We start from the raw sequence: 17,088 nt of genomic DNA, 5'->3' as shown, positions 1-17,088 counted from the left end.
CTAACGTCGTCCGCATGGTCTCCGACTCGCGGAGACCAGCGAGGAGGACTGACTGATGACCGCACCGATCCTGCGTCCGATCGACCTGCCCACCGGTGAGATCGCCGTGCACGGGGCCTTCGACCTGAGCGCCGCCTCGCGGTGGCTCGCCGGGGCGGGCCCGGCGGGGTCCTTCGCCGCCGAACCGGGCGTGCTGCGGATGGCGTTCCCGGTGGAGGGGACCTGGACCCATGCCGGGGCCGCGATCCGGCAGAGATCCCCGGGCACGGTCGAAGTCGGAGTGGCGGCGCCGGTGGAGATCGCCGCGCGGGTGGTCGCGCAGGTGCGCCGGATGCTTTCGCTCGATGTCGACGAATCCGGGTTCGCCGAGGTCGCGAGCCGGGACTCGGTGGTCCGGCGGCTGCACGCCCGCCACAGCGGAGCGCGCCCCGTGCTGTTTCCGTCGCCGTATGAAGCAGCCTGCTGGGCCGTGCTCACGCAAGGAATGCGGGCCCAGCAAGCGCGGCGATTTCACGAGCAGCTCGCTCTGCGACATGGCTGTCAGGTGGGCGAAGACGGCCCGTTTTCCTTTCCCTCGCCGCAGATTCTGGCCAAGCTGGGCGACGAACCGTCGGTGGGGCCGTTCCGGCTCGCGCGCCTTCGAGCTGTCGCCCGGGCAGCTGTCGACGGCCGCCTGGACGCCGAAGAGCTGCTGGCGCTGCCGATCCCCGACGCGATGAGCCGGCTGTGTGCTATCCCGGGCATCGGAGCGTTCTCCGCCGAGCACATCCTGCTGCACGGTGCGGGGCATCCCGATCTCTTCCCCCGCCTGGACACCCAGCTCCACCAGATTCTGTGTGCGGAGTACGCATTGCCTCCCGACACGCCGCCGGACGAGCTTGAGCCGTTGGCTGAGGATTGGCGTCCGTATCGGTCGTGGGTCGTCCATCTGTTCCGGCTTGATCGGCTGGGGGCGTCGGTGTCCGGGGAGGTGGCGGACTGAGCGGTGCGTGAAGTCGCGGATCGGCAGGAGGGGGACGTCATGGAATGAAGCCGCGCCCATACCGAATCGTGGTCGACGGGTGTTGCCTGGGCTCTCACCGCAGCCAAATAGGGCCTGTGGTGAGGTGTCCGCGTGATTACGTCTGCACTCGCCGTCTCGACTGTGCTCAGTGCTCGACCGGGCACCGGAGAAATCTCCGGTGCGGCCATGGCAGCGGGCACTGGGACAGTCGGCGCGGCGCTGGAACAGGCGAACACGCCGAGTGTCATCACGTTGGTCACCGGCGGGATCGCGTTGCTGGTCGTCCTGGCCGGCGGGACGCCGTGGCGGTTCGCCCGCAACGTCATCACGATCGTGCACGAGGCAGGCCATGCGCTGGCCGCGGTGACGGTCGGACGGCGGCTGCGGTCGATCCGGCTGCACTCGGACACCTCCGGGGTCACCGTGTCGCGCGGCAAGCCTGAGGGACCGGGCATGGCGTTTACCGCCTTGGCCGGATACATCGCGCCGTCGGTCCTGGGACTGCTGTTCGCGAGCCTGGTCGGGGCCGACCTGATCACCACGGTGCTCGTGCTGGTCGCGTTGCTGCTGCTGGGCGTGCTGATCATGGTGCGCAACGCCTACGGCGTGTTCACGGTAGTGGCGAGCGCCGTCGTGCTCGGGCTGGTGGCCCTGGTCGCGCCGAAGATGGTGCAGGCGCCGTTCGTGTATCTGCTGACCTGGTTCCTGCTGTTCGGCGGGGTTCGGCCGGTGGTGGAGCTTCAGCTCAAACGGCGGCGTGGCCAGGCGCGGGACTCCGATGCCGATCAGCTGAGCCGGTTGACCGCTGTGCCCGCGGTGTTGTGGGTGCTGGTGTTCGGCGTGCTCACGGCGAGCTGCGTGATCGCGGGCGGGTTGTGGTTGCTGCAGCCGTTGGCGTTATGACGCGGTCGCTGCAGTTCTGGCTTGCGGCACGGTGGCGCGAACTGGCGGCTCGGCGGCGTCGTGCGACGGCGCGGGGTCGCTGGGTTGCGGCGGAGCCGGTGGTGGTTCGGCGGTGAGGTCCGCGGACGGCGGGCTGCTACGGATCGGTCGACAGCTGGGCTGGGCGGCCAGTGGGCACGCAGAGTGGCCAATGGCTGGGCTGAGCGGCTGCGGTTGGGTTGAGCGGCCGCAGTTGGGCGAAGTGACCGATAGCTGGCCGAAACGGCTGGTGGTTGGCAGCGAGGCCGGTGGGTCGGGCTGTGTGGACTGTGTCGCGGGTGCTGAACTGCGGTCGAGCGGGGGTTGGCCGCCGGGTCGCATGAGCTGGTGCTCTGGCCGTTGAGCGCGGTGGAGCGGGCAAGCTGCGGGCTGCGTCGGTTTGACGTCGGTGGGTGGCTGGCTCTGCTGCGGCTTGCTGGCCGGTCACTAGGCCCGACGGTACCGCGAAGTGTCTGGTGGCTGGACGGCCGCTGGGGCGTTGGTCGGCTAGCCAGGCGGGCAGCGCGACGGCGTCACGGTGCGATCGCGGGCCTGTGCTCTGGCGGCGCGGATGGTTGGCGGGGCATGCGTCCGTGCCAGTGGCGGCGGGCCGCAGGCTGGGCCGCTGCGGTCGTGAGCGGCGGCGTTGTCGACCATGTCGCCGACCAGGAGGCCGGTGCCGCGGGTGTCCCGAGGGCTGAGCCCGTCGTCTCCCCATGTGGGCGGTACGGCAGACTGGACGTCTGCTGAGCCGCCGGAGGGAGACAGGCGATGGACGAGGTCGCGAAGGCCGTCGAGGAGTGTGCGCGGGCGGCGAAGGCGGCTGCGCCGTCGTTGGCTGCCGCCGGGGACGACGCGGTGGACGCGGCGCTCGTCGGGATGGCGGAGCGGCTCGTCGCGCACCGGGACGAGGTGCTTGAGGCGAACCGGGCCGACGTCGCCAAGGCTACGGCCGACGGGATGAGCGCCGGTCTGCTCGATCGGCTCACCATCACGCCCGAGCGGCTCGACGGGATGGCCGCGCAGCTGCGGCTGCTGGCCGGCGCGCCGCACCAGGAGCGGTCCGTCGACGTGTCCACGTTGGACGGTGGGCTGCGGCTGGTCGAACGGCGGCGTCCGGTGGGCGTCATCGGCGCGAACTACGAGGCGCGGCCGAACGTGACGGTCGACGTGGCGTCGCAGCTGGTCAAGTCGCGCAACGGCGGCGTGCTACGGACCGGGTCGGCGGCGCTGGGCTCGGCGCAGCGGTTGCGGGACGTCGTGATCGCGCCCGCGCTCGCCGCCGCCGGGATCGATCCGGACGTGGTGCAGCTGGTGCCGCGCGTGGAGCGGGAAGCGGCGTCGGCGCTGGTTCGGCTGCCTGGGCTCGTGCCGCTCGTCATCCTGCGCGGCAGCGGCGACAGCACGCGCGCGCTGGCGACCGAGGCCGCGGTGCACGGGGTGCGCACGTTGGCGCACGCCGATGGCGGCGGAGTGCTGTACGTCGACGCCGCGGCGGATGCGGGCAAGGTTCGTGACCTCGTGTTCTCGAGTCTTGACCGGCTCGGCGTCTGCAACCGGCTGAACCTGCTGCTGATCCACGAGGACGTGCACGACACGGTGTGGCCGCAGATCGAGTCGGCGCTGGCCGAGCGCGGCGTCACGCCCTCGCTCGCGCCGCACGAGCATCCGATCGGCTACGAGTGGGCGCTGGACTCCGAGCGGGAGGCGACCGTCACCGTGGAGAAGGTCGGCGGGCTCGTCGACGCGGTCGAGATCGCGAACGAGCGCACGTCCGGGCTCGCCGCGGGGATCGCGACCGAGAACCCGGCGGCCGCGGAGCAGTTCTTCGACGGCTACACCGGCACGGGCGTCTTCTGGAACGCGCCGACCCGGCTGCTGGACGGCTTCAAGCTGCTCGCGGTGCCCGAAACCGGCATCAACCTCGACCGGGTGCCGGGGCCGCGCGGGCCGGTGACGTACACCGACTTGTACGTACGTCAGTACGCCGTGATCCCCGGCTGACTGGCTGGAGCACGATGACCGGATGAGCACGATGACCGGACGGCCGCACGTCCTGCTGTCCGCGGCGCAATCGCTGGACGGCTACCTCGACGACGCCGGCAGCACCCGTCTGCTCCTGTCCAACGAGGACGACTTCGCGGAGGTCGACCGGCTCCGCGCCGGGGCCGACGCGATCCTCGTCGGCGCGGGCACGGTGCGGGCCGACAATCCGCGGCTCCTCGTGCGCTCCGCCGACCTCCGCCGCGAGCGGGTCGCGGCGGGGCGGCCGGAACAACCGGTCAAGGTGACGGTCACGAGCAGCGGCAAGCTGGATCCGGCGTCGCGGTTCTTCACCTTCGGCGACACCGAGAAGCTCGTCTACGCGCCGCGAGGCAGCGCGGACAGCTTGAGCGCGGTCGCGACTGTCGTGGAGGTCGGCAGTCCGCCACGGCTAGAGCACGTACTGGACGACCTCGGCGCGCGCGGGATCCGGACGCTGCTCGTCGAGGGCGGCGGGGCAGTGCACACGCAGTTCCTCGACGCCGGGCTCGCCGACGAACTCCGGCTCGCGATCGCGCCGATCATGGTCGGCGACCCGCGCGCGCCGCGGTTTCTCGGGCCGGGCGCGTTCCCGCGGCCGCTGGAACTGACGGAAGTGCGGCGGCTCGGAGAGGTTGCGGTGCTGCGGTACCGCGCCGCGGCTGAACCGTCGTCGCTTGATCTGCTGCGGTTGCGGCAGGCCATCGAGCTCGCCGACGAATGCCCGCCGAGTTCGACGTTTCGAGTCGGTGCGGTCGTCGGGCTGCCGGACGGGACGGTGCTTGCCACCGGGCATTCAGGAGAAGGCGATCCGCGCAACCACGCGGAAGAAGCCGCGCTGGCGAAGCTGGATCCGCACGACCCGCGACTGGCCGGCGCGACCATGTACAGCTCGCTCGAACCGTGCAGCGATCGCGCGTCCCACCCCCAAAGCTGCACGCAGCTGATCCTCGAAACCGCCATTCCGCGCGTGGTGATGGCCTGGCGGGAGCCCTCGTTGTTCGTCGAGGCGGAGGGGGTCGAGCGGCTTGTCGCGGCCGGACGACGGGTGATCGAGGTGCCTGCGCTGGCTTCGGAAGTCCGCCGGGCGAATACCCACCTGCCCGGCGTTCGTCCGTGATTTCTCAACGCGGCTGACGGATCGGGCGCCGCGGCACGGAATCCGCGTCGCCGCGCCCGATCGGGAAAATCAGCAGCCTCCGTTGTCGGTCCAGACGCCCCACTGGCCGGTCGTGCCGGGTTCCTCGCCCTGGGTCCACCATTTGGCGGTCCATTTGTGGCTGTTGTGCGAAACCAGGGTGCCGGCGGTGTAAACCTGCGTTTTCTGCCATTCCGGTGCCGAGCAGGTCCCCGGGGGATTGCTGGTCGGACTGGTTGGGCTCGTCGGCGGAGTGGTCTGCGGCGGGGTCGCGCCGGCGAACCGGGTGGTGAACTTCGTGAAATCCCAGTCGTTTTGCTGGACGTTCGAGCACACGCTGTTGTCGGTCGTCGTCGTGCATTGCCGGTCGCGGTTGACCGCCCAGAAAGTGAACCGGCCGAGGTGGTGGCTCGTCGCGTAGTCATACACCGTCTGGAAATCGGAAATATTGAAGTATTCCGACGTGTCGGATTTCCCGTTCATTCCCGAGAAACCCTCGTGTGCATACGCGGTGTCGCTGTCCCAGCCGAGGTGGCTTTGCAGCAGGCCGTGGAACGCTTCGAGCGCCGACACCTGCGACGCGCCGCCGCCGTTGAAGCCGCCGTCGAACGGCATGATCGAGAAGTTGTTGGGAGAGAAGCCGATCGACTTCGCCTGGTCCAGCAGCTGGGTGCCGAACCAGCCGGTGCCCGCCGCGGTTCCCGGCATGGTCACCGAGACGAACAGGCCGGGGTTGTCCGCCTGGAGTTTCTTCGCGGCACCGAGTTCGTTCGCGATGGCCGCGGTGTCTTCGTACTCGGGTTCTTCGAGGTCGAAGTCGATGGCCTTCAGGTTGTACTTCGCGACGACCTGCTGGTAGGCCGCGGCGGTCGCATCGACGGTGCCGCAGGTCTGGCCCAGTTTCGTGCCGCCGTAGCCGCCGACCGAAACCGACACGTCGCCGCCGTTGCCGCGGATGCGGTTGATCGCGTCGCCGACGGTCGTGTCCGAGGAGACGGGCGAGGTGCCGTCCCAGGTGGGGCTGCATCCGCCGCTCTTGGGCGCGAGGATGAAAGCCAGCTGGAACGCTTTCTGCCCGGTCGCGTTCATGACAGTCACCGGGTCGGGCGGGTTGTTGCTCTGCGGCATGAGGTACGGCGCGGCGGCGTACCAGTTGTTGTCGAGGCCGGTCGACGTCCCGGTCTGCGCGTGCGCGGTCGCGGCCACGACGGCAGCTGCCCCGGCCACGGTGGCGGCGGCGACGAGTGTGGCGGCCAGTCTGCTTCGCTGCATCTGTCCTCCGGCGAGCATTCGGAAAATGACTGCCGTAAGCATTGGACTAGACCATTATGAAGTCAAGGTGCGGTCGGCTGCTCTTGTCCGGCGGGGGGCTGGTTCGGGAGGTATGCCGGAATTCGCTGCGGCGGGTTCACCCTTGCGGCGCAACGGTTCCGCGCAAAGGGACGCGGACCGCGGGGGCGAGTGGTCCGCTGGGGAGAGGGGGAGACGGTGACGGTGCGGTTGGACTGGGCAGGCGCGGGCAGGGGAGGCCGGTCGGGGAGCGTGGCGACTGCTCGGCGAGGGAAGTTCGGGCGGTGCGGCGAGTGGTGGCGTGGGCAGTGGCGGTGGGCGGTGGTGGCGTGGGCAGTGGTGGTGGGCAGTGGTGGTGGCGCGAGCAGTGGTGGTGGCGGGGCTGGGCGGGGCGAGCTTGGCGGTAGGGCGAGGATGGTGGGGTGCTGTTCCGGCGGACGTTCACGAGGGCGGGCGGCTGCGGACGCGGTTGGTCCAGTGGGTGCGGCCGAAGGGGAGGCGCGACGACGGAGCGGGGGCTGCGTCATGGTGCTGGGTGGGCTGGCCGGGTGCGGGAGTGCTGCGTGGCGGGGTGCGGGAATGCTGCGTGGCGGGTGTGGGAATGCTGCGTGGCCGAGCGCGTCCCCACTGCCGCGCCGGTGGCGGGAGTGCTGTGTGGCGGTGGCGAGAGTGCTGCGTGGCGGGTGCGGGAGTGCTGTGTGGCCGAGCGCGTCCCCACTGCCGCGCCGGTGGCGGGAGTGCTGTGTGGCGGTGGCGGGAACGGCGTTGGGTGGGTCGGCGGTGGAAGGACTTGGACACCGCGGTGTTGTCGAGGCATTGAACGGCTGGCCAGTGGCATGGCGGAAGTGCCGCGCGACGGCTGTCGGATCTGCGTCGAGGTGCTGTGTGGGTTGGTCGTCTGGGACGGCGAAAGTGCTGTAAAGCCGTAGGAGAGCGCTCAGCGGAGCCATGATCCCGCAGGCAGGGAGGCAACCCCGCCGAGCCGCCTGCCCGGACGGGCCCGCGGTGCGGCTCGAAAAGCGCTGGACGATTCAGCCGTGTAGTTGTGCCCGGGTCGGCCCGCAACCCGGCACAACGGGCTCAGTCGTTCTCCAGATCGCCTTCCAAACTCAGATAAACCTCACGCATCTGGGCCATCAGCTCCGGGTCCGGCTCTTCCCACAATCCGCGATCCGCGGCTTCCGTCAGGCGTTCGATGATTCCCCGCAACGCCCACGGGTTCGCGTCTCGCAGGAACTGCTGGTTTTCCTCGTCCAGAACGTAGGACTGCGACAGCTTCTCGTACATCCAGTCGCCCACAACACCCGCGGTGGCGTCGAAGCCGAAGAGGTAGTCCACGGTTGCCGCGAGTTCGAAGGCGCCCTTGTAACCGTGGCGGCGCATCGCGGACAGCCAGCGCGGGTTCACGACCCGGGCGCGGAAGACGCGGGCCGTTTCTTCGCCCAGCGTGCGGGTGCGGACGGCGTCGGGGGTGGTGGAGTCGCCGACGTAGGACGCGGGCGCGGAGCCGGTCAGGGCGCGGACGGTGGCGATCATTCCGCCGTGATACTGGAAATAGTCGTCCGAGTCGGCGATGTCGTGTTCGCGGGTGTCGGTGTTCTTCGCGGCCACGACAATGCGTTTGTACGACGATTCCATGTCCTCGCGAGCGGGGCGCCCGTCCAGGTCTCGGCCGTAGGCGAAGCCGCCCCAGACCGCGTAGACCTCGGCTAGATCCTTGTCGTCGCGCCAGTTTCCGGAGTCCATCAGCGGGAGCAGGCCGGCTCCGTAGGCGCCTGGTTTGGAGCCGAAAATGCGCGTGGTGGCGCGGCGGTTGTCGCCGTGGGCGGCCAGGTCCGCGCTGACGTGGGCGCGGACGTAGTTGGCGGATTCGGGTTCGTCCAGGGAGGCGGCCAGGCGGACGGCGTCGTCCAGCAGGGTGATGACGTGCGGGAAGGCATCGCGGAAGAAACCGCTGATGCGGACTGTCACGTCGATCCGCGGGCGGCCCAGTTCGGACAGCGGGATGGGTTCGATGCCGGTCACGCGGCGGGAGGCTTCGTCCCAGACCGGCTGGATTCCCAGTAACGCCAGGACTTCCGCGACATCGTCGCCGGAGGTGCGCATGGCGGAGGTGCCCCACACCGAGAGGCCGACGGACCGCGGCCAGTCGCCGGTGTCTTCGCGGTAGCGGCGGAGCAGGGAGTCCGCCAGGGCCTGGCCGGTTTCCCAGGCCAGGCGGCTGGGGACGGCCTTCGGGTCCACGGTGTAGAAGTTCCGGCCGGTCGGCAGGACGTTGACCAAGCCGCGCAAGGGGGAGCCGCTGGGGCCGGCGGGGATGTAGCCGCCGTCCAGGGCGTGCAAGACCGCGTCTGCTTCGGACGAGGTGCCGGCCAGGCGAGGGACGATCTCGGTGGCGGCGAAGGTCAGGACGCGGGCGACTTCGGCGTCGGGGGAGCCCAGCACGCCGGTGACGACGGAAGAAACCGACGCGGGGGACCACGACTGGGTCTCCATGGCGGAAACCAGCGTGTGGGCGGTGGTTTCGATGGCGTCTACTTCGGACAGCGGGGCGTCCGAGTTTTCCTTCAGCCCCAGGGCGGAGCGGAGGCCGGGGACCGCGCCTTGCTTGCCGCCCCACATTTGCTGGGCCCGGAGCATCGCCAGGACCAGGTTGACGCGGGCCTCGCCGACCGGAGCCTCGCCCAGGATGTGCAGGCCGTCGCGGATCTGGGCGTCCTTGACCTCGCACAGCCAGCCGTCGATGTGCAGCAGGAAATCGTCGAACTCGGCGTCGTGCGGGCGTTCCTCGACGCCCAGGTCGTGGTCGAGTTTCGCGGCCTGGATGAGGGTCCAGATCTGCGCGCGGATCGCCGGGAGCTTCGCCGGGTCCATCGCGGCGATGTTGGCGTGTTCGTCCAGCAACTGCTCAAGCCGGGCCAGGTCGCCGTAGGACTCGGCGCGGGCCATGGGCGGGACCAGGTGGTCCACGATGGTCGCGTGCGCGCGGCGTTTCGCTTGCGCTCCTTCGCCGGGGTCGTTGATCAGGAACGGGTACACCAACGGCAGATTGCCCAGCACGGCGTCGGGGGCGCAGGCGGCCGAGAGGCCGGCGGTCTTGCCGGGCAGCCATTCCAGCGAACCGTGTTTGCCGAGATGGACGACGGCGTGCGCGCCGAATTCCTCTTCCAGCCAGCGGTAGGCGGCGAGGTAGTGGTGGCTCGGCGGCAGGTCCGGGTTGTGGTAGATCGCGACCGGGTTTTCGCCGAATCCGCGCGGCGGCTGGATCATCAGGATGACGTTGCCGGACTGCAGCGACGCCAGCACGATGTCGCCCTCGGGGTTCGCCGACGTGTCGACATACAGCGAACCCGGTGCGGGGCCCCAATGTTGTTCCATCGCCTCCCGCAATTCCGCGGGAAGCGCGGCGAACCACGAGCGGTAGCGGGCGGCGGGGACGCGGATCGGGTTGCCGGAGAGCTGTTCCTCGGTGAGCCATTCGGGATCCTGGCCGCCCGCGGCGATCAGGGCGTGGATCAAGGCGTCGCCGTCCGGCTGGTCGGTGCCGGTCGGGTCGACGCCGGGGAAAGCGTCGGGGCCGAGGTCGTAGCCGCGGTCGCGCATGAGGCGCAGGAGTTTGATCGCCGAAGCGGGGGTGTCGAGGCCGACGGCGTTGCCGACGCGCGAGTGCTTCGTCGGGTACGCGGACAGCATCAGGGCGATCCGGCGGGAAGCAGGCGGGGTGTGGCGGAGCCGGGCGTGCGCGAGGGCGATGCGCGCGACGCGGGAGGCGCGCTCGGCGTCGGCGAGGTAGCGGGGGAGGCCGTCGTCGTCGAATTCCTTGAAGGAGAACGGGACCGTGATGATCCGGCCGTCGAATTCGGGTACCGCCATCTGGTTGCCCGCGTCGAGCGGGGACAGGCCGTCGTCGCTGGCGGACCAGGTTTCGCGGTCGCTGGTCAGGCACAACGCCTGCAGCACCGGCACGTCCAGCGCGGCCATTTCCGCGACGTCCCACGATTCGTCGTCCCCGCCGGCCCCGGCTTCCGACGGACGGGTGCCGCCCGCCGCCAGCACGGTGACCAGCAGGGCGTCGACCTTGCCCAGCTCAGCCATCATCTCCGGCGCGCGCGTGCGCAGGGACGCGGTGTGGATCGGCAACGCACGGCCGCCCGCGGACTCGACCGCGTCGGCCAAAGCGTGCACGAAGCCGGTGTTCCCGGACAAATGATGCGCGCGGTAGTAGAGGATCCCGATGACCGGGCCGTCACCCGCGGGAGCGGGCCGCGAAAGCACGCCCCACGAAGGCAGTTCGGCGGGCGGCTCGAAGCCTTCGCCGGTCAGGAGCAGGGTGTCGGACAGGAACCGGTGCAGCTGCGTGAGGTTCTCCGGACCGCCCTGCGCGAGATACAGATGCGCTTGCGCGGCGATCCCGGCGGGAGTGGTGGAGAGCTTCATCAGCTCCGCGTCCGGCGTCTGCTCGCCGCCGAGCACGATCACGTGCGCACCGGACGCGCGCAGCGTGTCGAGGCCTTCCTGCCAGGTCCGCGGCGTGCCGAGGATCCGGACGACGACGATCGACGCGCCATCGGCCAGTCCGGGCAGCTCCCGCAGCGGCAGCCGGGACGGATTGCCGAGCCGGTAGTCCGCTCCGCTGGCCCGGGCGCTGAGCAGGTCGGTGTCCGAAGTGGACAGCAGCAGGATCACGGCGTTCCTCACTCGGGGTGTCCGCGCCCCGGGTCGACGGTGTCGCCGGCGGGAGTTCCTGGCTGCCGACGGCCGCGGGGCCGCCGGTCACAGTGGCGGGACCGCCCCGGATTTCCACCGGGTTCCTCCGCGTGCCGACGCGTGTGCGCTCTTACTCTCGCCGGGCGCACCCGCGTCGTCAAGGTGAGCAGACCCTCATGCGGGCTTGCTTTCGTCCCCGATCCGGGGGAAGGGCGCGGTGGAGAACAGCACCTCCACCGCGACCTCGAAGAACTCCGCGATCCGCAACGCCAGGTAAAGGCTCGGGCTGTACTCGCCGCGCTCCAGGTACCCGATGGTCTGGTAGTGCACGCCGAGCGCGTCCGCGAGCTGCCGCCGCGAGATGCCGCGTTCGGCGCGGAGCACCGCGATGCGGTTGTAGACGTTCTCGCTCACCGCGTCTCACACACGCTGAAGTGCCCTTTCCCGTCGCGCCGCCACCGACGACCCCGATTCGCGCCGGGCCATCCGCTTCAGCAGGATCGGGGCCAGCACCAATCCGATCACGGCCCACGCGAGCAGCACCCCCAGGGTCGCCCACGGCCGCCACGACTGCCCGATTTCGACGACGACCGCCTGGCCGGGCAGCAGTGCCGAGCGCATGCCGAGCCCGAGCCAGTACATCGGGAACACCTGCCCGACGCCCTGCAGCCAGCCCGGCAGCGCGGTGATCGGGTAGAAGATGCCGGAGATCGCGCCGAGCCCGAGCATCGGCAGCATGACCAGGGCCATCATCCGCGAATCCTGGATCAGCGAGCCGATCGCCGCGCCGATCGGCATGGTCGCGACCAGGCCCGCGGCGAGCACCCACACCAGGTTCAGGATGGAGAAGAACCCGTCCGGGGCCAGCCCGTCGAACAGGAACAGCGCGGGCACCAGCAGCGCGACGATGCTCGCGACCTGCACCATCGAGAACGTCGTGATCTTGCCGATGAGGTAGCCGAGCATGCCGTTCGGCGTCGCCTTCGCCCGCAGCAGCGTGCCGTCCTCGCGGTCGACGATCAGCGCCCCGGCTACGGCGGACATGCCGTTGAACACGAGGCCCGCGCCGATCACGCTCGGCACCGTCGCGGCACCCAGCGAAAACGAGGTGCCCGGCAACTGCGCGCCGCGCATGAACAAGAGCGTGCCGAAGATCATCGCCAGCCAGGCGACCTGGCCGATCAGGTCGTCCCGGTTCGTCCATTGCTGGCGGAATTCGACGAGACCGCGGCGGAGGCCGGCCCGCGCCGCGACTCGCTGCCCCGACGCCGTCATCGCGCCCCTGCCGCGGCCATCCCGGACTCCGCGCGCTGCACGAGCGTCAGGTAGGTGTCCTCCAGCGACGCGCGCCGGACCTCCAGGTCGGCGACCGCTTCGCCGTGCTGTTTGAACAACTCGTACACGTATTTCGTCGCCTCCGTGGTCGAGTGCACGAACCGCTGTCCGCCGACCGTCCAGCGCACCTCGGCCTCGCCGGCGATCTGCCTGCTCAGCTGGTCCGGCGATCCGTCGGCGACGATGTGGCCGCCGCTCAGGACCAGGATCCGGTCGGCGAGCTTCTCGGCCTCGTCGAGGTCGTGCGTGGTGAGCAGGATCGTCGTGTCGTCGTCGGCGAGGCGGTGCACGAGCTCGTGGAAGTCGCGCCGCGCCCGCGGATCGAACCCGGCGGTCGGCTCGTCGAGGAACAGCAGTTCGGGACGGCCGACGATGCCGATCGCCACGTCCAGCCTGCGCCGCTGCCCGCCGGAGAGCATCCGGATCTTCTTGCCCGCGTGCTCGCTGAGCCCAACCGCCTCGATCAGCTCGTCGGTGTCCCACGGACGGCGGATCCGGTCGGTGGAGTACGGCGAGTAGAACGACCCGAGGAGGTCGAGCAGTTCGCGCACGCGCCATTTCCCGTGGTCGCGCCAGGACTGCAGGACGACCCCCAGCCGCGCCCTCCAGTCCTCGCCGCCGCGCGCCGGGTCGGTGCCCAGCACCGACACCTCGCCGGCGGATCGCATGCGGAACCCCTCAAGGATTTCGATCGTCGTGGTCTTGCCAGCCCCGTTTGGGCCGAGCAGGCACAGCACCTCGCCGCGGTGCGCGGTGAACGACGTGCCGTGCAGCACGTCGTTCGCGCCGTAGCGCATGCGCAAGCCTTCGACGCGGAGCACGGTGTCCGCTGGATCTCTCATGAGATGTCCCCCATCCTGCCTGTGCGATGAAATGTAGCAGACGTACTACATATGATCGCGAGCCTGTTAAACCAGCCGCGGGTTACAGTGAGCGCCATGTCCAGCCCTGCCCGCGTGCGCGCCGACGCCTGCCCCGGAGTCTTCGCGACGCACGACGCGGCCGACGGGCCGCTCGCCAGGGTCCGGCTTCCCGGCGGCGTGGTGACCGCGGATCGGTTGCGGGCGTTGGCAACCTGTGCGGAAGACCTCGGCGACGGCGACGTCCACCTGACCTCGCGAGCGAACGTCCAGCTGCGCGGCGTGCACCGGCCGGGCTTGGCCGCACGGCTGACGGGAGCGGGGTTGTTGCCCTCGCCCAGCCACGAACGCGTGCGGAACGTGCTGGCCTCGCCGTTGAGCGGGGTACGGGGCGGGCTCGCCGATGTCCGGGGGTTGTCCGTGACGCTGGATCGGGCGTTGTGCGCCCAGCCGGAACTCGCCGAGTTGCCGGGACGGTTCCTGTTCGGTTTCGACGACGGGCGCGGCGACGTGGTGGGCACGGATGTGTGCTGGCGCGCGATCGGTCCGATGACCGGGGCGGTGCTGCTGGCGGGCGTTGATTCCGGCTGGCTGGTGCCGCGGGACGAGGCGGTGTCCGCGCTGCTCACGGTGGCGGAAACGTTTGCGCGGACGCGCGGGCAGGCATGGCGGATCGGGGAACTGGCCGATCCTTCGACGCTGCTGCCGGACGGTGCGCGGGAGATGCCGCGAACGCGCCCGAGCCGGATCGACCCGACGGTCGGGAGGATCCGGCGCGACGACGGCGGCGAGGCGGTGGGGGTCGCACCTCGATTCGGCCAGTTGACCGCCGCTCAGTTGCGCACGCTGGCCGGCTTCGGCGACGCCGTGGTCACGCCGTGGCGTTCGGTCCTGCTGCCCGGCGGCGCGGATGTCGAACGCCTGCACGCGGCGGGACTCTCGACGGATCCGGCGACGGCGGAGCTGAGCGCCTGCATCGGCGCGCCGGGGTGTGCGAAGTCTCTCGCCGACGTCCGCGCGGACGCGGCGACACTGGTCGCGGACGGCGAGCGGGTGCACGTCTCGGGCTGTGCCCGGCGGTGCGGACGACCGTCCGGCGCCCACCGCGACGTTGTCGCCGAACCCGGCGGCTACCGTGTCGACGGACGCTGGAGGACGGCGTCCGAGTTGGCGGATGCGTTGGCGAGAAAGGGACCTTCGTGATCGACTACCTGCGGGACGGGGCCGAGATCTACCGGCACTCGTTCGCCACGATCCGCGAAGAGGCGGACCTGGCGATCCTGCCCGGCGACGTCGCGGGCGTCGCGGTCCGGATGATCCACTCCTGCGGCATGGTCGACCTGGTCGACGACCTGCGGTACTCGCTCGACGTGGTCGAGGCGGGCCGTGCCGCGCTGGAGGCGGGTGCGCCGATCCTGTGCGACGCGAAGATGATCGCCAGCGGCATCACGCGCACACGCTTGCCCGCGGCGAACGACGTCGTGTGCACCTTGGCCGACCCGAGCGTGCCCGGCCTGGCCGAACGGCTCGGCACCACGCGGTCGGCCGCCGCGCTGGAGCTGTGGCGAGACCGGCTTCCCGGCTCGGTGGTGGCGATCGGCAACGCGCCGACCGCGTTGTTCCGGTTGCTGGAGCTGCTGGACGAGGGCGTCGGCGCACCGGCGGCGATCATCGGTGTGCCGGTGGGGTTTGTCGGCGCGGCGGAGTCCAAAGTGGAACTGGCGAAGCGCGCGCCCGCGCCGTACCTGGTCGTGCACGGCCGGCGCGGCGGCAGTGCGATGGCCGTCGGCGCTGTGAACGCGATCGCGAGCGCGGTCGAATGACGGGGCGGCTGTACGGCGTCGGGCTGGGTCCCGGCGATCCGGAACTGATGACGGTCAAAGCGGCGCGGCTGATCGGCGAGGCGGACGTCATCGCCTACCACAGCGCGCGGCACGGGCGGAGCATCGCGCGGTCGGTGGCCGAACCGTATCTGCGCGAGGGACAGCTGGAAGAGCGGCTCGTTTATCCGGTCACCACCGAGACCACCGACCATCCCGGCGGGTACGAGGGCGCGATCGCCGATTTCTACGAGCTGAGCGCGAAAAAGCTTGCCGAGCACCTCGACGCCGGACGGGACGTGGTGCTGTTGTGCGAGGGCGATCCGTTCTTCTACGGCTCCTACATGTACATGCACGAGCGGCTCGCCGGGCGGTTCGAGGCCGAAGTGGTGCCAGGCGTGACGTCGGTGAGCGCGGCGGCGTCGGTGCTCGGCCGCCCGTTGGTGCAGCGCGACGAAGTGCTCACGGTGCTGCCCGGAACGTTGCCAGCGCCCGAATTGGCGCGGCGGCTGGCGGACACCGAAGCGGCGGCGGTGCTGAAATTGGGCCGTACCTTCGGTTCTGTGCGGGAAGCGCTCGCGGAGTCGGGCAAGCTCGACGATGCCTGGTACATCGAGCGGGCGACCTGGGGACAGCAGCGGGTGGAGCCGTTCGCGGACGTCGATCCGGAGTCGGTGCCGTATTTTTCCTTGGCGCTCTTGCCGAGTCCGGCTTATCAGTCGCGAGTGGACGGTGAGCCCGCGGTCGCTCCTTCGGCTCCAGCTCCGGCGGCAGGCGGCGAGGTGGTCGTCGTCGGGCTCGGCCCGGCCGGGCCGGAGTGGCTGACGCCGGAAGCGTCGGCGGAACTGGCGGCGGCGGACCACATCGTCGGCTACGGGCCGTATGTCGCGCGGGTTCGGCAACGGGCGGGGCAGCAGCGGCACGCGTCGGGGAACCGGGTCGAGGCGGACCGGGCGGTCGAGGCGCTGCAGCTGGCCGCGACGGGCGCGCGAGTGGCCGTGGTGTCGTCCGGGGATCCGGGTGTGTTCGCGATGGCTTCGGCGGTGCTGGAACAGGTTTCGGCTGGGAACGGTGCCGGTGCTCGGGTGCGGATCGTGCCCGGCGTGACGGCGGCGCAGGCGGCCGCGTCGCGGGTCGGGGCGCCGCTGGGGCACGACTACTGCGTACTGTCCCTTTCGGACCGGTTGAAGCCGTGGGAGATCATCGAACGCCGCCTGGACGCGGCTGGTGCGGCGGATCTGGTGCTGGCGCTGTACAACCCGGCTTCGCGGACCCGGGTGACACAGCTGGCTGACGCGCGGGAAGTTCTGCTGCGGCACCGGGACCCGGGAACGCCCGTGGTGGTGGCCCGGGACGTCGGCGGGCCGGAGGAGGACATCCGGGTTACCACGTTGGGCGGGCTTGATCCGGCTGCTGTGGACATGCGGTGCCTGCTTATTGTGGGCTCGTCGCGCACAGTGGCGGAGGAAGGGCCGGACGGGCGGTCGATTGTGTGGACGCCGCGGAGTTATTCCTGACCTTCTCGCAGCAGTCGTTCCGCCTCGGCGAGGTGGCGGGTGAGTTCTTTCCGCTGTGCGGCACTGAGTTTCGGTGCGAACGCGGCGAGGGCTGAGGCGATCGAACCGTCCGCGCGAGCGCGGAACAGCGTGCGGGCGGACGGTTCGATCTCCAGCCTGGACTTGCGCCGGTCCCTCTCGTCGGGCCGCAGGCGCATGATGCCCGCATCCGCCATCCGGTGCGTGATCCTGGAGACGAGGCTCTGCGCCAGCCCGGTCCGGCGCGTCACGTCGCTGATCGTCGCGCCCGGGTTTCGCGAGACGTCCTCGACCACTGCCAGTTCTCCCGCGTTGACCTGGTCCGCGCCGGTGTTCCCGGTGCTGGTCAGTGCGATCTCGCGCAGCGTGCGGGCGAGGCGGTGCAGGTCGGCGGCGCGCATGGCCTCATTCAATCACCGGTGATACATTCGGAGAAGTATCACTAGTGATGGAGTTG

The 17,088-nt window shown here is 70.5% G+C and carries 13 protein-coding genes and 1 riboswitch; of the genes, 7 read left to right on the top strand and 6 right to left on the bottom strand.

Features of this window, described 5'->3' with window-relative positions; genetic code table 11:
* Nucleotides 1–55 precede the first annotated feature (55 nt).
* The 4 genes from BM362_RS36830 (at nucleotide 56) to BM362_RS36815 (ending at nucleotide 5,066) form a co-directional block, all read left to right on the top strand.
* Nucleotides 56–982, top strand: a complete 927-nt coding sequence (locus tag BM362_RS36830; protein ID WP_093576279.1) for a DNA-3-methyladenine glycosylase family protein — start codon at nucleotides 56–58, stop codon at nucleotides 980–982.
* A 207-nt stretch (nucleotides 983–1,189) separates the two neighbouring features.
* A complete protein-coding gene (locus tag BM362_RS36825; RefSeq protein WP_093576278.1) occupies nucleotides 1,190–1,906 on the top strand; it encodes a M50 family metallopeptidase in 717 nt (238 codons plus the stop codon).
* Between the two features lie 789 nt (nucleotides 1,907–2,695).
* Nucleotides 2,696–3,928: an aldehyde dehydrogenase family protein gene (locus BM362_RS36820; protein WP_093576277.1), complete on the top strand. Its 1,233-nt coding sequence runs from the start codon at nucleotides 2,696–2,698 to the stop codon at nucleotides 3,926–3,928.
* 31 nt (nucleotides 3,929–3,959) lie between these two features.
* The gene (locus tag BM362_RS36815; RefSeq protein ID WP_167545579.1) at nucleotides 3,960–5,066 is read left to right on the top strand and encodes a dihydrofolate reductase family protein; all 1,107 of its coding nucleotides are present in this window, start codon (nucleotides 3,960–3,962) and stop codon (nucleotides 5,064–5,066) included.
* A gap of 69 nt (nucleotides 5,067–5,135) precedes the next feature.
* Here BM362_RS36815 and BM362_RS36810 read toward each other — a convergent pair whose 3' ends face one another.
* The 5 genes from BM362_RS36810 to BM362_RS36790 all read right to left on the bottom strand — a co-directional run bounded on the left by BM362_RS36810 (nucleotide 5,136) and on the right by BM362_RS36790 (nucleotide 13,258).
* Entirely contained in the window at nucleotides 5,136–6,356 is a 1,221-nt protein-coding gene (locus BM362_RS36810; RefSeq protein WP_093576275.1) for a chitinase, read from the bottom strand.
* A 1,098-nt stretch (nucleotides 6,357–7,454) separates the two neighbouring features.
* Nucleotides 7,455–11,060, bottom strand: a complete 3,606-nt coding sequence (gene cobN / locus BM362_RS36805) for a cobaltochelatase subunit CobN (protein WP_093576274.1) — start codon at nucleotides 11,058–11,060, stop codon at nucleotides 7,455–7,457.
* 52 nt (nucleotides 11,061–11,112) lie between these two features.
* Nucleotides 11,113–11,188, bottom strand: a riboswitch (cobalamin riboswitch).
* 67 nt (nucleotides 11,189–11,255) lie between these two features.
* Nucleotides 11,256–11,495, bottom strand: coding sequence for a helix-turn-helix transcriptional regulator (locus BM362_RS36800; RefSeq protein ID WP_037354504.1), 240 nt, complete (start codon nucleotides 11,493–11,495; stop codon nucleotides 11,256–11,258).
* A 6-nt stretch (nucleotides 11,496–11,501) separates the two neighbouring features.
* On the bottom strand, nucleotides 11,502–12,356 hold the full coding sequence (locus BM362_RS36795; protein WP_093576273.1) for an ABC transporter permease: 855 nt from the start codon (nucleotides 12,354–12,356) through the stop codon (nucleotides 11,502–11,504).
* The gene (locus BM362_RS36790; protein ID WP_093576272.1) at nucleotides 12,353–13,258 is read right to left on the bottom strand and encodes an ABC transporter ATP-binding protein; all 906 of its coding nucleotides are present in this window, start codon (nucleotides 13,256–13,258) and stop codon (nucleotides 12,353–12,355) included. The genes BM362_RS36795 and BM362_RS36790 overlap by 4 nt, the downstream gene beginning before the upstream one ends.
* A gap of 96 nt (nucleotides 13,259–13,354) precedes the next feature.
* On the opposite strand from BM362_RS36790, the gene BM362_RS36785 reads away from it, so the two are divergent.
* From BM362_RS36785 to BM362_RS36775, 3 genes are read left to right on the top strand one after another with little or no spacing between them, the layout of a single operon-like run.
* The gene (locus BM362_RS36785; RefSeq protein ID WP_093576271.1) at nucleotides 13,355–14,479 is read left to right on the top strand and encodes a nitrite/sulfite reductase; all 1,125 of its coding nucleotides are present in this window, start codon (nucleotides 13,355–13,357) and stop codon (nucleotides 14,477–14,479) included.
* Entirely contained in the window at nucleotides 14,476–15,099 is a 624-nt protein-coding gene (locus BM362_RS36780; protein ID WP_067582668.1) for a precorrin-8X methylmutase, read from the top strand. Before BM362_RS36785 ends, BM362_RS36780 begins: the two co-directional genes overlap by 4 nt.
* A complete protein-coding gene (locus BM362_RS36775; protein ID WP_093576270.1) occupies nucleotides 15,096–16,613 on the top strand; it encodes a precorrin-2 C(20)-methyltransferase in 1,518 nt (505 codons plus the stop codon). The genes BM362_RS36780 and BM362_RS36775 overlap by 4 nt, the downstream gene beginning before the upstream one ends.
* Here BM362_RS36775 and BM362_RS36770 read toward each other — a convergent pair.
* Complete coding sequence (locus BM362_RS36770) at nucleotides 16,604–17,032, bottom strand: MarR family winged helix-turn-helix transcriptional regulator (RefSeq protein WP_093576269.1); 429 nt, start codon at nucleotides 17,030–17,032, stop codon at nucleotides 16,604–16,606. The genes BM362_RS36775 and BM362_RS36770 overlap by 10 nt on opposite strands.
* Nucleotides 17,033–17,088: the final 56 nt, after the last annotated feature.

The sequence above is a fragment of the Amycolatopsis rubida genome (genome assembly GCF_900115345.1).
In the GTDB taxonomy this organism is placed as follows: domain Bacteria; phylum Actinomycetota; class Actinomycetes; order Mycobacteriales; family Pseudonocardiaceae; genus Amycolatopsis; species Amycolatopsis rubida.
Note: the sequence above shows the minus strand (reverse complement) of the source record. Positions and strands in the feature narration are given on the sequence as shown.

Coding starts and splice junctions, on each gene's coding strand:
- BM362_RS36830 (WP_093576279.1), top strand. CDS start 56: ATGACCGCACCGATCCTGCGTCCGATCGACCTGCCCACCGGTGAGATC.
- BM362_RS36825 (WP_093576278.1), top strand. CDS start 1,190: ATGGCAGCGGGCACTGGGACAGTCGGCGCGGCGCTGGAACAGGCGAAC.
- BM362_RS36820 (WP_093576277.1), top strand. CDS start 2,696: ATGGACGAGGTCGCGAAGGCCGTCGAGGAGTGTGCGCGGGCGGCGAAG.
- BM362_RS36815 (WP_167545579.1), top strand. CDS start 3,960: ATGACCGGACGGCCGCACGTCCTGCTGTCCGCGGCGCAATCGCTGGAC.
- BM362_RS36810 (WP_093576275.1), bottom strand. CDS start 6,356: ATGCAGCGAAGCAGACTGGCCGCCACACTCGTCGCCGCCGCCACCGTG.
- BM362_RS36795 (WP_093576273.1), bottom strand. CDS start 12,356: ATGACGGCGTCGGGGCAGCGAGTCGCGGCGCGGGCCGGCCTCCGCCGC.
- BM362_RS36790 (WP_093576272.1), bottom strand. CDS start 13,258: ATGAGAGATCCAGCGGACACCGTGCTCCGCGTCGAAGGCTTGCGCATG.
- BM362_RS36785 (WP_093576271.1), top strand. CDS start 13,355: ATGTCCAGCCCTGCCCGCGTGCGCGCCGACGCCTGCCCCGGAGTCTTC.
- BM362_RS36775 (WP_093576270.1), top strand. CDS start 15,096: ATGACGGGGCGGCTGTACGGCGTCGGGCTGGGTCCCGGCGATCCGGAA.
- BM362_RS36770 (WP_093576269.1), bottom strand. CDS start 17,032: ATGCGCGCCGCCGACCTGCACCGCCTCGCCCGCACGCTGCGCGAGATC.